Below are 13,401 nucleotides of genomic sequence, written 5' to 3'. Positions count from 1 at the left end.
CCGGTGCCCGCCCGCTCAGTGGCGCAGCGCCCGGTCCACCAGGGCGCCGGCCATGCCGGTGTACCCGGCCGGGTCGCACAGCTCCGCGATCTCCGCGGAGCTGAAGTGCCCCTCCAGCCCGTCCTGTTCGGCCAGCACCTCGGCCAGCGGCCGGCCCTCCCGGTCGGCGGTCAGCGAGGCCTCGGTGAGCAACTGCCGGGCCACCGCCTTGCCGAGCTTCGGCGCCAGCCGGGCGGCGATCCGCTCGGAGACCAGCTGTCCGCCGGTGAGCCCCAGATTGGCCCGCATCCGCTCCGGCCGGACCAGCAGCCCCTCGGCCAGTTCCACCGAGGTGAACGCGGCGCCGCCGGCCAGCCGCAGGCACTCGCGCAGCAGCAGCCACTCGGCGTGCCAGGCGCCGCCGGAGCGCTCGTCCTCGGTGACCAGGCACTGGGTCAGTCCGGCGGCGAGCACCGGGACCTGGAGGGCGGCGCTGCGCAGCAGGGTGGCCAGGACGGGGTTGCGCTTGTGCGGCATCGCGGAGGAGGCGCCGCGTCCGGCCGCCGCCGGTTCGACCACCTCGCCGACCTCGGTGCGGGTCAGCGACTGCACGTCCACCGCGATCTTGCCGAGCGCGCCGGCGGTGAAGGCCAGCGCGGCGGCGAGGTCGGCCATCGGGGTGCGCAGCGCGTGCCAGGGCAGCTCCGGCCGGGCGAGCCCGGTCTCGGCGGCGAAGGCGTCCAGCAGCCGGTCCAGGTAGGCGCCGGCGTCCACCTCCGGGTCCGGGCCGTCCAGCCGGGCGTACTCCAGGTAGCCGGCCAGGGTGCCGGCGGCGCCGCCCAGCGCGACCGGCAGCCCGTCGGCGAGGACGGCGGCGAGCCGGCGGTCGGCGTCGAGCACCAGTCGGCGCCAGCCGGCCGCCTTGAGGCCGAAGGTGGTGGGGACGGCGTGCAGGGCGAGGGTGCGTCCGGCGAGCACGGTGTCCCGGTGCTCGGCGGCGAGACCGGCCAGCGCGTGGGCGGTGCGGCCGAGGTCGGCGCGGATCAGGGCCAGGGCCCGGGCGGCGACCAGCATGGCGCCGGTGTCCAGGATGTCCTGGCTGGTCGAGCCGCGGTGCACGTACTCGGCGGCGGCCGGGTCCTCGGCGGCCACCGCCAGGGTCAGGGCCTGGACCAGGCCGACGACCGGGTTGGCGGTCTCCCGGCAGGCGAGGGCCAGCGCCCGGACGTCGAACCGCTCGGCCCGGGCGGTCCGGGTGATGGCGGCGGCCGCGGCGGGCGGCACGGTGCCCAGCGCGGCCTGGGCGCGGGCCAGTGCCGCTTCGGCGTCCAGCATGGCCTGGAGCCAGGCGCGGTCGGTCACGGCCGCCTCGACCGGGGTGCCGGCCCGGACGGGGGAGAGCAGTCCGGTGTCGGGCTCCGCCGGGGCCGGCGGGCTGGGGTGTGCGGTCATACGACGACGCCTCTCGGTTCGGACTCGGCTGACCCGGCGGACTCTACGGAGCCGCCGGACCGCCCCGATCCGGTGGATCCGGTGGACCCGGTGGACGACAGTGCGGTGCCGGCCGGGCCGGGGGCGGCGGTCGGCCACTCGGGGGCGGGGGCGAGCGCCAGCACCGCGCGGGCGATGGCGTCGGAGTCGCCGAGGGTCACCGAGTCGACGCCGGGCCGGATGCCCGCCGCGGTGACCCAGTGCACGGACTCGGTCGGCACCCCGTACGCGAAGCGGCGCGGGTGCGCCCGGCCCCGGGCGTCCAGCAGCCGGTAGGGCCGCTCGGTGACGGAGAGGCCGCCGGTCGGGTAGCCCGTCCCGGCGGGGCCGGGGATCCGGTAGGTGGCGCACTGCTCGGTGTCCAGCAGGTGCCGCAGCAGGGGGTCGTCGGTGCGCCGCAGGTCGGGTTCCGGCAGCCGGGCCTCGACCAGGACCGAGGCCCGGACCGTCGGGCCGGGCACGGCGGTCGAGTGCGCGGCGAAGGCCGGGTCGACGGGGTCGATCCGGATCTCGGTTCCGGGGCCGAGGAGTTCCACCACCCCGGCCTCGATCAGCGCGATCAGCTGCTCGATCCGCTCCACCGGCGGTCCGATGGAGAGGAAGGCGTTCAGCGGGGTGTACCAGCCGTCGAGGTCGTCCCGGTAGGAGTCGCCCGCGATGCCGCTGTGGTCGACCGCCATCCGGATCTCGTTGCGCAGGTCGCGCAGGACGTCCAGGGCGGCCTTGAGCGGGCCGCTGAGGTTCCCGGCCCTGGCCTCGGCGACGTCCTGGCGCAGATGGTCGAGCAGCCAGCCGCGGAAGTCCGCGCGGTCGGTGAACTCCCGCCCGGCGTAGGGGCGGGAGAGCCGGTCCCAGCTCCAGCGGTCGGCCTCGGGGATGCCGTGCCGGTCGAGCACGGCGGCCGGGTCGTCGGCGGTCAGGAAGCGGTCGGTGAACGCCTCGCGCTCGGCGCCGCGGGCCCGGGCGGTGAGCAGCGCGCCGTAGTAGACGGCCTCCACCTCGCGGGAGACCAGCGGCCAGAGGTCGGTGGCGAACCGCACCGGCCCGCCGGTGCGGGTGCGTTCCCGCAGTTCGGCGACCACCTCGGTGGTGAGCAGCCGGGGCAGGTGGCGGCCGTACGCGCCCTTCTCGTTCTCGCCGCGCGCGTGGTACGGGATGCCGCGCCGCGAGGTGGCGTACAGCCGGGGTTCGGCGCCGGAGGGCCGGTAGACCAGGCCGCCGTCCGTCGGCTCGAACCGGCCGCCCCGGCCGAGCGTGAACAGGGCCATGTGGTCGAAGAAGTTGAGGCCGAGGCCGCGCAGCAGGACGGTCTGGCCCGGGCGCGCGGTGACGTGGACGTCGGCCGGGTTGGCGGGGGTGATGTAGTCGAGGTGGTGGATCCTGGCCAGGCTGGCGGTGCGGGCCTCGCGCGGGGTGGGCCGGGCGGGGAGGTGGCCCTGGGCGAGCACGATGGCGTCCAGCCGGTTCAGCCGGGTGCCGTCCTCCAGCCGGACGCCCTGCGGGCCGCCGGGGAAGCCGTGCGCGTCGGCCATCGCGACCGCCCGGGAGCGGTGCACCCGGACGGTCACGGTCGGCGGGGCGGCGGCGACCACGGCGCGGAAGGCCGCGTGCAGGTAGTGGCCGTAGAAGGCGCGGGTCGGGTAGGTGTTGGGCCCGAGCGCGGCGGCCTCGGCCAGGGCCGCCGGGTCGGGGCCGTCCGGTCCGGGCCCGGCGTGGACCGGGATCCGGCCCGGCGGCCGGTCCGGTTCCCGGTCCGGGGCCGCGTCGGGGCTGCCCTCGGGGGCAAGCGACTTCGCCCATTCGTACAGGCTGGGCCCGGGTTCGACGGGTCCGTCGATCCGGACGCTGTCGTCGGTGTACACGGTGATCTGGGAGGCCACCGTGTTCATCAGGAGGTGTCGGGACTGGTCGGTGCGCCAGACCCGGCCCGCGCCGGGGGGTGCCGGGTCGACCACGTGCACGGTGACGGTGGCCCCGGAGGGGCTGGACCGTTCGTTCGCGCAGAGTCGTTCCAGCACCGAGAGGCCGCGCGGACCGGCGCCGATGACACAGATCTGGAGGTGACTGTCGATCATGCCCACGGCTCGAAATCGTAGTTGTGATCATCGGATGATGAAAAGGTCTTGACTCCGTGCATCCAGGCCACCCGCTCGTGCAACTCGCCCTCGGAAAGTGCTTTGAGCAGGCGGTTCCTGGTCCGCGCGGCCTCGCCGGCCGGGTGCCAGAGCCGGATGGATTCCCGCGCGGCGCGCTGCACCGCGGCCGTCCGCGCCTGCCGTTCGGAGGCGAACCGGGCCAGGGCGCCGGTGATTTCGGTGGTCTGGACCATCAACTCGCCCAGCAGCACGGCATCCTCCAGGGCCTGGCAGGCACCCTGCGCCGCGTAGTGCAGCATCGGGTGCGCGGCGTCGCCGAGCAGCACCACCCGGCCGTCCGTCCAGCGCCGCACCGGATCCCGGTCCACCAGCACCCAGGAGCGCCAGCCCTCGCCGAGCGCCAGCAGCCGCTGGGCGTTCGGCGCGGTCAGACCGGCCAGCTGCTCCCCGACCAGCTCCTCGTCCACCGCCACCCCGGCGAGCGCCTCGGTGGCGCCGTTGTCCCGGGAGGCGGCCAGGTTGAGGAACGCCCCGCCGGCGATCGGGTAGTGGACGAAGTGGCAGTGCGGGCCGGTCCACCAGGTCACCGAGGTGGGCAGGCGCAGCTCCTCGGGGACCAGCTCCATCGGGACCACCGCCCGGTAGACGGTGATCCCGGAGATCCGCGGCTCGCCGTCGCCGACCAGCTGGGCGCGGACCGCCGAATGGATGCCGTCCGCCCCGACCAGCACGTCGCCGCGCACCGAGCCGCCGTCGGCCAGCAGCGCGACGGCGCCCCCGGCGTCCTGCCGGTAGCCGGTGACGGCGGTCGCGGCGCGCAGCTCGATCCGGGGCTCGTCCCGGCAGGCGCGCAGCAGCAGCCCGTGCAGCTCGGCCCGGTGCACCACCACGTACGGGTTGCCGAACCGCTGCCGGTAGCGCTCGGTGAGGGTCAGGCTGGTGACGTGCTCGCCGGTGACGCCGTCCATGAAGCGCAGTTCGGCCATGTGCACCCCGGCCGCCCGGACGGCGTCGCCGAGGCCCAGCCGCTCCAGCGCGAGGATGCCGTTCGGCGCGATCTGGATGCCCGCCCCGATCTCGGCGAACTCCGGCGCCCGCTCCAGGACCACCGCCCGGTGGCCGGCCCGGGCGAGGGCCAGTGCGGCGGCCAGCCCGCCGATCCCGCCGCCGGCCACCAGGACGGTGGCCGGGCTGTCGTGGCGCGCCGTCACCGGACCGGCCCCCCGTCCTCGCCGGCCGCCAGCCGGCGGGCCAGTTCGAGTCGCTTGATCTTGGTGGTGGCGGTGGCCGGGAGCTCGCCCAGCCGCCACTGCACCGGATCGGCCATCGGCGGCAGGCCCGCCGTGGCGGCCCGCCAGGCGGCCGGCTCGACCGGTTGGTCGTCCTTGGTGCAGATCACCGGCACCGCCCGGCCGTCCGCGCCGGGGACGATCACCACCTCGGCGAGCTGGGGGAGGCGGGCGAACAGCGCGTCCTCGGCGGCCAGGGTGGAGCCGAAGCCCTCGATCAGGTCGACCTCGCGGTCCAGCAGGTGCACACAGCCCCAGCGGGTGCGGTAGCCGACGTCGCCCATCCGCCACCAGCCGTCCTCGACCTGCTGGTCGTACCGGGCCTGCTCGCCGAGGTAGGTGACGATCCGGCCGTCGCTGCGGACCTCGATGTACCCGGGGTTCTCCGCCGACGGCGGCCGGCCGTTGCGGCTCACCACCCGGACGTCGGTGAAGCCGGGGAAGGGCATGCCCACGCAGCGGCCGTCCGCGTCCGCGCCGCGCCGCCGGGAGAACGAGCGCACCACCGCCGGGCCGACCTCGCTCTGCCCGTACAGCTGGCCGAAGACCGGCGCGGTGCGGGCGGAGGCGGCGAGCATGGTCCGCACCGTGCGGGGGTGGATCGCGTCGAAGGTCGAGGAGAACAGCTTGACGTTGGCCAGTGGGCGGCGCGGGTCCCCGGCGAGCTCCTCCCACTCCATGAAGGAGTTGGGGTGGGCCTCCAGGATGCCGGGGCGCAGCCGGGCGAACAGGTCGGCCACGTGCCCGGGCTCCGAGTGGGCCAGCACCAGGATCGGGAAGCCGCGGAACAGCGAGATCGCCAGCGCGGTGATCAGCCGGGAGTGGACGAAGGAGACATGGATGGCGATGGTCTCCCGGCCCGGGACCACCGGGCGCAGCACGAGCGCCTGCGGCCGGTAGCGGGCCTCCAGGGTGCGGCCGGTGTGCACGGCCAGCTTGGGCGTGCCGGTGGTGCCGGAGGTGTGGGTGATCAGGGTCGGGTGGTCCGGCGGCGCGGTGACCGGCGCGACCCGGGGCGAGCCGGCCAGGGCGGCCAGCTCGACCGCCTCGGGGTGGCTGCCGGAGGCCAGCAGGACGGTGGCGGCCAGGTCGAAGACCTCGGCCGGCAGCTCCTTGGCGAGCTTGACCGCGTCGGTGACCAGGAACGGCTCGTCGGTGCGGCGGACCAGCTCGGCGACGGTCGGGCCGTCCAGATACGGCGAGAGCAGCACCGGGACGGCGCCGATCCGGGCCGCGGCGCAGGCGAGCAGGGTGATGTCGAAGCTGTTCGACTTGTGGACCACCACCCGGCGGCCCGGCCGGACCCCGGCGGCCCACAGCCGGGAGGCGTGGTCGTCGACCAGGTCGGCGAGCTCGGCGACGGTGGACCGCCGGCCCAGCTCGGGGGCGATGTCGAGGTCGTGGTCGAGGATCACCACGTTCGCGCCGTTCCGGACGGCGGCCCGCTCGAAGAGTGTGCCCAGTCGGATTCCCCGGTTGGCAATGCGCTGAAGGAGCACCGTTCCGCCCTCTCGTGGGATTAGGGTCGCTGTGCTTTCAGGGGTTTCGTCCCGGGGGTGCGCCGCCGGGACTTCGTGCCAGGAGCCTTGTCCGGAATCTCTTCCAGGGGGGGCGGATTCAGCTTTCCTTCTCGACGACCCGCTTGATCCGTTCCAGGGTCACGCCGAGGTCGGTGGCGACCTTCTCGCCCCACTCGGCGAAGAAGCGGCGCTTGGCGTCCTCGTCCATGTCGGCGGTGATGCCCCGGATCCCCTCGGTGGCGGAGCCCATCCGGAAGTGGTGCACCAGCACGCTGTGCTCCGCGTCGGGGCCCGGGCCGGGGGCGACGTCGAAGGCCCAGACGCTGTCCTGGGCCCGGCCGCCGGTGTCCCGCATGGCCCAGCGGAAGGTCCGGCCGGGCTCGGCCGCGACCACCTCGGCGTGGGTGTACCAGACGCCGCGGACCACCGGCGCCCAGGCGACCACGTCCGGGCTGCGCAGGTTCTCGCCGCGGAACACCGAACCGACCTCGGCCGGCGCGCCGGAGACCCAGCTGCCGCCCTGGCATTCCGGGCTCCACTCGCCGCAGCGCGGGAGGTCGCTGATCACCGAATAGATCTCGTCGGGGGTGGCGGAAATCCGGATCTCGGCCCGGGAACGGAAAAGCGGGGCGTTTTCTGCGGTGTTTTCTCCCATGGCCGGAATCCTGGGCGGCGGCCCGCGGGAGGGTCAAAGGCGTACCGACGGGTCCGTCAAGTCCGGCCGTGGACCTGACACATCGCACCCGGAACCGGTTCGGGGGCCACCGGCCGGGTGCTAGGGACGGATCTCAGAGGTCGAGGCCGAAGTGCAGTGCGGTGACCGCCATCCGGTGCGCGTGGTAGAACCGGTGCGCGCCGTGGTTGGCCGTCCCCGAGTCCAGTTCGATCCGGTCGCAGCCGGCTGCCGAGGCCCGCTCCCTGAGCACCGCGAACAGCCGCCCGCCGACCCCGGCCGAGCGGGCCGACGGCGCGGTCACCAGGTCGTCGACGAAGAACAACCGCCCCCGGCTGGTGGCCAGCACCCGGTGGGCGGCCACCGCCAGGCAGCGCCCCCGCCCGTCGTACGCGGCGGTGAACACCAGCCCCTGGGTGTGCGCCTCGGCGGCGAAGGCGGCGAAGCCGTCCGCCCCGAGCGCCGGACGCAGCGCCAGTACCAGCGGTGCGACGTCCCGCAGCAGCGCGGGCCCGTCCGGCCCGACGTCCACGAAGGTGAGTTCCATCTCCCGCGCCCCCGGACTCCGGCTAGCCCGGTGTGCCGTACACCGCGAGGAACGCCGCCACACCGTGCTCCACGACCTCGGCGATCCGCTCGGCCGGCATCGGCAGCGCGCCGTAGAAGGTGGGCTGGGCGACGGCGAGGAAGGTCAGCAGGTTGAGCATCCGGGCGGCCTCGGCCGGGTCCGGCACCACCAGCAGCCCGCGCTCGGCGAACTCGGCCATCCAGTGCGTCAGCACCCGGTGGGTCTCCCGGGGCCCGGCGTCCTGCCAGGCCTCCAGCACCGCCGGGCGGATGTGCAGCGCCTCGGCCTCGATGGTGCGGACCAGCGCCCAGTGCTCGGCGAAGGTGGTGAGCGAGTCGACCCGCTCCAGGCCGAAGTCGACCAGGTCGGTGCGCAGGTCGACGATCTTCCGCAGATGGCGGTCGGCGATCTTCGCCTGGGTGGCGGCCACCGTGGTGGCGCCCTCCAGGATCACCGACCGGAACAGCTGCTCCTTGTCGGCGAAGTGGTTGTAGATGGTCCGCTTGGAGACGCCGGCTTCGGCGGCGATGGCGTCCACGCTGGTGCGGGTGTAGCCCTCGCGGCCGAACACGGTGCGCGCCGCGCGGGCGATCGCCACCCGCTTCTCCGGCATGCCGCGGCGCGCGGCGGCCGGGGCGGCCGCGGCGGCCGGGGCGGCCGCGACGGCCGGGGCGGCCGCGACGGCCGGGGCGGCCGCGACGGCCGGGGTCGCGTCCGGGGCGGTGGCCGGGTCGGCGGCCGGGTCGGCGGGTCTCGCGTCCGGGGCGGTCTGTTCGGTCACGGGGAAATCCTCCTTGCAGTGCACTACATCGTGTAGTTTACGACATGCTTGACGTGAAGCGGACTTCAAGTCCTACCCTCGTCGGTACGTCCGGAAGTCCCAGGAGGGAAGCGTTCCATGGCCGTTCAGCTCAACCACACGATCGTCCCGGCGCGGGACGACGAGGAGACCGCCCGCTTCCTGACCGAGATCCTCGGTCTGGCCGCCCCCGTGCGCAGCGAGCCCTTCCTCGTCGTCCGGCTCGCCAACGACGTCGCGATGGACGTGATGCGGATCGACGGACCGGTCCCCACCGGGCACTACGCCTTCCTGGTCGGGGACGCGGAGTTCGACGAGATCCTCGGCCGGGTCCAGGAGCGGGGAATCACCTACTGGGCCGACCCGTTCCACCGCCACGCCGGTCGCGTCAACGACTGGTTCGGCGGCCGGGGCGCCTACTTCGAGGACCCGAACGGCCACAACCTGGAGATCATGACCCGCGCCTCCGGCGACAGCCGCTAGGGCGGGTCCTTCGACTGCCCGGCCGCGGCCCCGGGGGGAGGCCGCGGCCGGGTCCCGCACCCGTGACCGTCCGTCAGGACCCGTTCGCCGGCGACCTGACAGAGATCGGATACGGACGGGATTGCTCCGCCCCCGCGCGGGTTAGCCTCCCGGCATGATCGAGACCAAGGGGCCGGTGCACCGGCCGGGAGACGACGAGTACGACGCCCGACGGACCGGCTACAACCTCGCGCTGGACCACCGCCCGGCGCTGGTGGTGTCCGCCGCCGACACCGCCGATGTGATCGCCGCCGTCCGGTACGCCGCCGAGCACGGCCTCGCCGTCGCCGTCCGCGCCACCGGCCACGGCATCTCCGTCCCCACCGACGGCCAGCTGGTGATCGACACCGCCGCCCTGGACGAGGTCACCGTCGACCCGGTCGCCCGGACCGCCACCGTCGGCGCCGGCGTCCGCTGGCGCCAGGTGCTCGACGCCGCCGCCCCGCACGGCCTCGCCCCACTGAGCGGCTCCAACCCCGACGTCGGCGCCGTCGGCTACACCCTCGGCGGCGGCATCGGCCTGCTCGGCCGCCGCCACGGCTTCGCCGCCGACCACGTCCGCCGGCTGGAGGTCGTCACCGCCGACGGCCGCCTGGTCGAGACCGGCCCCGGGACCGAACCCGACCTGTTCTGGGCCCTGCGCGGCGGCAAGGACAACTTCGGCGTCGTCACCGCGATGGAGATCGACCTCGTCCCCTGCACCGGCCTCTACGGCGGCGGCCTCTACTACCCCGCCGAATCCGCCGCCGCCGCGCTGCACGGCTGGGCCGAGTGGAGCCGGACCGTCCCCGAGGAGCTCGCCACCTCCGCCCAGCTGATCGGCTACCCCGACATCGACGCCGTGCCGGAGCCCATCCGCGGCCGCTACGCCGTCGTGCTGCGGGTCGCCTGGAGCGGCCCGGCCGAGCAGGGCGAGGACTGGGTCCGGCCGCTGCGCGCCTTCGGCACCCCGCTCCTCGACACCGTCCGCGAGCTGCCCTTCACCGAGGCCGGCACCATCCACCACGAGCCGCCGTTCGCGCACCCCGCCTACGACCGCAACACCGCCCTGCGCGAGTTCACCGCCGCCACGGTCGACGCCGTCCTGGAACTCGCCGGACCGGACGCCGACAGCCCGCTGATCGTCGAGTTCCGGCTCCAGGGCGGCGCCTACTCGCGCGAGCCCGCCGTCCCGAACGCCGTCGGCGGCCGGGACGCCGGCTACCTGGCCTTCTCCACCAGCATGATCGGCCCCGTCCCGCTGGACGGGCTGCGCACCGCGCACGCCGCCCTGCACGAGCGGCTGCGCCCGTGGTCCACCGGCGGAGCGCTCGCCAACTTCTTCGGCCTGGACGACGCCGACCCGGCCGTGGTGCGCACCGCCTACCCGGAGCCCGTGCACCGGCGGCTCACCGAGCTCAAGGCGGTGTACGACCCGGGGAACCTCTTCCGGCTGAACTTCAACATCCCGCCCGCCGGCTGACCCGCCCGCTCCTCCGGTCGTCCGACCTTCTAGCCTTCTGACCTCCAGGCTCCTGACCTCCTCGTCTGCCCGTTCGGACTGCCCTCGCGGACCACTCCGCGAACCACCCCGGCAACGGTTCGCGGCCGGTACGGGCTCTGGGTGGACGAGGAGGTACTCATGGGAGCCAAGAAGGCCGAGCGGGACGCCGAGTTCAACGCGTTCGTGACCGGTGCCTGGCCACGTCTGATGCGAACGGCGTTCCTGCTGACCGGGGAGCGCTACCTCGCGGAGGACGTGGTGCAGACCGCACTGGAGCGGACCTACGCCGCCTGGGGGAGGGTCACCAAGGCCGACGAGCCGTACGCCTACGTGCGCCGGATCGTCGTCAACGAGCACGCCCGCCGCTTCCGGCGCCGGGTCCCGGAGCAGTTGGTCAACGCGGTGCCGGAGCGGTCCGGCCCGGACGGCTTCGCCCGCCTGGACGAACGGGCCGCGCTGCTGGAGGCGCTCGGCACCCTGCCGCCGGGCCAGCGGCAGGCGGTGGTGCTGCGCTACTGGGAGGACCTGAGCGAGTCCCAGGCGGCCGCCGCCATGGGCTGTTCGGTGGGCACGGTCAAGAGCCAGGCGTCGAAGGGCATCGCCAAGCTTCGCGAGCTCTCCTCACTCATCACCATGACGAGCATCGGAGGTGCGGCATGAACCGCGACGAGGCGCAGGCGACCGGGGTGGCGGGCGACGAGGAGGTGGCCCGGGCCCTGGCCGGGCTGGTGGAGACGATGGAGACCGGCCCGGCGCCGTACCAGGCGGTGCTGGCCGGCGGCCGGCGACGGGTGGTCCGGCGGCGGACGTCCCTGGGCGGGGCGCTGGCGCTGGCCCTGGTCGCCGCGCTCGGCGGCGTGGCGGCGGTGAACGGCGGGGCCGGCGGACTGGGCGGCGGCACGAGGGTCGTGGCGGCGAGCGTCGACGTGTCGACCGTGCTGACCCCGGCCGCCGGAGGGCCCGCGGTGACCCCGGGCGCCCCCCGCGACCCGCTCGTCCCGACCCGGATCCAGGTGCTCGCCGGCACCAAGGACGGCAAGCCCTGGAGCGTCTGGGCGGCCCTGTGGCCGGCCCCCGGCAAGGACGCGATCCGCGAGCAGGCCCGGCTGATCTGGCAGGAGGACGCCGACGCCGGCTCCCCCTGGCCCGCGCCCACCGAGGAGTTCATCACCCGGTACGGGACGCCGGACGCCGACCACGTGGTCTTCTACTACCTCCAGGACGGCAAGCGGCTCGCCCGCTCCAACGAGACCTTCGTGGCGCCGCCCGGGAGCCCGGTGGGCTTCTACCGCGTGGACCACGCGCCGGTGGAGGACTTCGGCCACTTCTGGCTCGGCGCCCAGGCCAAGAACGGCACCGAGGACCCGCTGTACACCGTCCCCAAGGTGGACATCGGCCTGGTGCCCCCGGGTGTCGCCCGGGCCGTGATCGAGTGGGCCGACGGTGTCACCGCCGAGCCCGCCATCCTGTCCCTCGGTGACTCCGAGGCCCGCTGGATCGGCGCCGCCAAGCGCGGCATCCCCGCCGAACTCCGCCTCTACGCGGCCGACGGCTCGCTGATCGGCGCCAAGAAGGGCTGGGCGGAGAACTGACCGCCCGCTGACCCCGGTCCGGCGCGGCGGGGCCCCGGGGAGTCCTCCCCGGGGCCCCGCCGCGCCGGCCTCAGGTCGCTGCGGGCACGGCGACCGGCCGCAGCACCGTCAGCGCGTCCTCCTGGGACGCCACCATGGCGAAGGGGAACCGGTCGAGTTCGAGGCAGAGCGCGACGTCGTCCGGATGGGCCCCCTCGCGCACCCCCTGCGCCAACTCGGCGGCGGCCCGCGACCCGGCGGCCCGGCGGAGGTACGGGTCCGCGTCCGTGCCGTCCCCGGCGGCCCTCCCGGCGATGTACTGGGCGCACGCCAGGTCCTCCTCGGCCCGCCCGTCCTCGCCGGTGACCACATAGGTGACGCTCCCGCACCCCCGGTCCCGCAGCAGCCGCGCCGTCGCCCCCGCCACCACGAAACCGGCGCACAGCACCAGCGGGGCGTCCTTCACCGCGAGCGCGCCGACCGTCCCGGCCGTGGTCTTCTGCACCACCGTCCGCCCACCGAGGTCCACGTCCCGCAGCAGCCCGGGCGAGTTGACGGCGTCGAACCCGGGCGCCGCCGCCCCGTCCTTGAGCGCCACCCACCCCGGCCGTCGGGCCTTGAGCGCCAACGCCTCGTCCAGCGACCCGGCGAGAACGATCTTCTCGGCCCCCCGCTCGAAGGCCCACGCGGCCACGGTGAACGCACGCATCACATCGACCACGACCGCGACCGCCGGAACCCCGGCCACCTCGTCGATCCCGAGAAATCTGGAGTCCATGCCCGCCATGATCGCGGAGCCCGCCCCCGTCACCCACCCCTTTTCGGGTCAGTACGGCAGCAGGTCGGCCGTGACCAGGTCGAAGCCGAACGGCTCGGGGATGTGCAGGGTCTCGCCGAACTCGATGTCCTCGCGGCGGTGGTACCTGGTCCCGTCGGGCCGGCTGAACAGGGTGACCGTCTTCTGTCGGGCGTCGACCAGCAAGTAGAGCGGGATGCCCATCAGCGGGTAGTCGCGGACCTTCCCCACCCAGTCGTTCTCCGGGTTCGAGGGCGAGACCAGCTCGACGGCGACGGCGGCGAACTCGGCCGGGACCTGGTTGGCCGTGGTCTCCAGGGCTTCCCCGGGCAGGTAGGTCAGGTCGGGGTTGCGGCTCTTGCCGACCGAGGGCGAGACCAGATCGGTGTTCTCGCTCGGCAGCAGTTCGGCGGGGGCGTGCCGGTCGAACTGGCGGCGCACCAGCAGCAGGTTCCGCTGGTGGATGCCCGAGGGGCTGACCATCATCACGATGGTGTCGCCCGAGATCTCCACCTTGAAGCCGTCGGGCAGGCTCCGGCGGGCTTCGTCGAGAAGGGCGAAGTGCTCCGGGTTCATGCGCGCGGTCTCCTGGGTCTGCCGGGCAACACCCCTGA

Annotated in this window: 13 protein-coding genes; 4 read left to right on the top strand and 9 right to left on the bottom strand. The window is 74.7% G+C overall.

The genetic code is table 11. The features are described from left to right. Positions 1 to 15: 15 nt before the first annotated feature. The 7 genes from ACW14Y_RS20435 to ACW14Y_RS20405 form a co-directional block, all read right to left on the bottom strand. Positions 16 to 1,431: a lyase family protein gene (locus tag ACW14Y_RS20435; protein WP_456988014.1), complete on the bottom strand. Its 1,416-nt coding sequence runs from the start codon at positions 1,429 to 1,431 to the stop codon at positions 16 to 18. After that, a complete protein-coding gene (locus tag ACW14Y_RS20430; protein WP_456988012.1) occupies positions 1,428 to 3,545 on the bottom strand; it encodes an FAD/NAD(P)-binding protein in 2,118 nt (705 codons plus the stop codon). Before ACW14Y_RS20430 ends, ACW14Y_RS20435 begins: the two co-directional genes overlap by 4 nt. Further along, the gene (locus ACW14Y_RS20425; protein ID WP_380304836.1) at positions 3,542 to 4,777 is read right to left on the bottom strand and encodes an FAD-dependent monooxygenase; all 1,236 of its coding nucleotides are present in this window, start codon (positions 4,775 to 4,777) and stop codon (positions 3,542 to 3,544) included. Before ACW14Y_RS20425 ends, ACW14Y_RS20430 begins: the two co-directional genes overlap by 4 nt. Next, on the bottom strand, positions 4,774 to 6,354 hold the full coding sequence (locus tag ACW14Y_RS20420) for a class I adenylate-forming enzyme family protein (RefSeq protein ID WP_380304838.1): 1,581 nt from the start codon (positions 6,352 to 6,354) through the stop codon (positions 4,774 to 4,776). Before ACW14Y_RS20420 ends, ACW14Y_RS20425 begins: the two co-directional genes overlap by 4 nt. 118 nt (positions 6,355 to 6,472) lie before the next feature. After that, positions 6,473 to 7,030 (bottom strand): SRPBCC family protein, encoded by a 558-nt coding sequence (locus tag ACW14Y_RS20415; protein WP_380440984.1) that lies wholly within the window; start codon positions 7,028 to 7,030, stop codon positions 6,473 to 6,475. Positions 7,031 to 7,163: 133 nt separating this feature from the next. After that, positions 7,164 to 7,595 (bottom strand): GNAT family N-acetyltransferase, encoded by a 432-nt coding sequence (locus tag ACW14Y_RS20410; protein ID WP_380385028.1) that lies wholly within the window; start codon positions 7,593 to 7,595, stop codon positions 7,164 to 7,166. Between the two features lie 22 nt (positions 7,596 to 7,617). Then, positions 7,618 to 8,397 carry a TetR/AcrR family transcriptional regulator gene (locus tag ACW14Y_RS20405; RefSeq protein ID WP_456988009.1) on the bottom strand — a complete coding sequence of 260 codons (780 nt, stop codon included), beginning with the start codon at positions 8,395 to 8,397 and terminating at the stop codon, positions 7,618 to 7,620. 117 nt (positions 8,398 to 8,514) lie between these two features. On the opposite strand from ACW14Y_RS20405, the gene ACW14Y_RS20400 reads away from it, so the two are divergent. The 4 genes from ACW14Y_RS20400 (at position 8,515) to ACW14Y_RS20385 (ending at position 12,012) form a co-directional block, all read left to right on the top strand. Beyond that, positions 8,515 to 8,898, top strand: a complete 384-nt coding sequence (locus ACW14Y_RS20400) for a VOC family protein (protein ID WP_380304844.1) — start codon at positions 8,515 to 8,517, stop codon at positions 8,896 to 8,898. Positions 8,899 to 9,052: 154 nt separating this feature from the next. After that, positions 9,053 to 10,399, top strand: a complete 1,347-nt coding sequence (locus ACW14Y_RS20395; RefSeq protein WP_456988006.1) for an FAD-binding oxidoreductase — start codon at positions 9,053 to 9,055, stop codon at positions 10,397 to 10,399. A 159-nt stretch (positions 10,400 to 10,558) separates the two neighbouring features. Continuing rightward, positions 10,559 to 11,080, top strand: a complete 522-nt coding sequence (locus ACW14Y_RS20390) for a SigE family RNA polymerase sigma factor (protein WP_360014385.1) — start codon at positions 10,559 to 10,561, stop codon at positions 11,078 to 11,080. Next, positions 11,077 to 12,012 (top strand): hypothetical protein, encoded by a 936-nt coding sequence (locus ACW14Y_RS20385; protein WP_456988004.1) that lies wholly within the window; start codon positions 11,077 to 11,079, stop codon positions 12,010 to 12,012. Before ACW14Y_RS20390 ends, ACW14Y_RS20385 begins: the two co-directional genes overlap by 4 nt. Positions 12,013 to 12,082: 70 nt before the next feature. Here the strand turns inward: ACW14Y_RS20385 and ACW14Y_RS20380 are convergent, their stop codons facing one another. Then, complete coding sequence (locus ACW14Y_RS20380) at positions 12,083 to 12,769, bottom strand: 2-phosphosulfolactate phosphatase (RefSeq protein ID WP_402723067.1); 687 nt, start codon at positions 12,767 to 12,769, stop codon at positions 12,083 to 12,085. A 48-nt stretch (positions 12,770 to 12,817) separates the two neighbouring features. Continuing rightward, positions 12,818 to 13,363 carry a Uma2 family endonuclease gene (locus ACW14Y_RS20375; protein WP_340633790.1) on the bottom strand — a complete coding sequence of 182 codons (546 nt, stop codon included), beginning with the start codon at positions 13,361 to 13,363 and terminating at the stop codon, positions 12,818 to 12,820. Positions 13,364 to 13,401: the final 38 nt, after the last annotated feature.

It is taken from the genome of Kitasatospora sp. cg17-2 (assembly GCF_054031055.1).
This window is presented reverse-complemented; position numbering and strand designations above follow the sequence as displayed.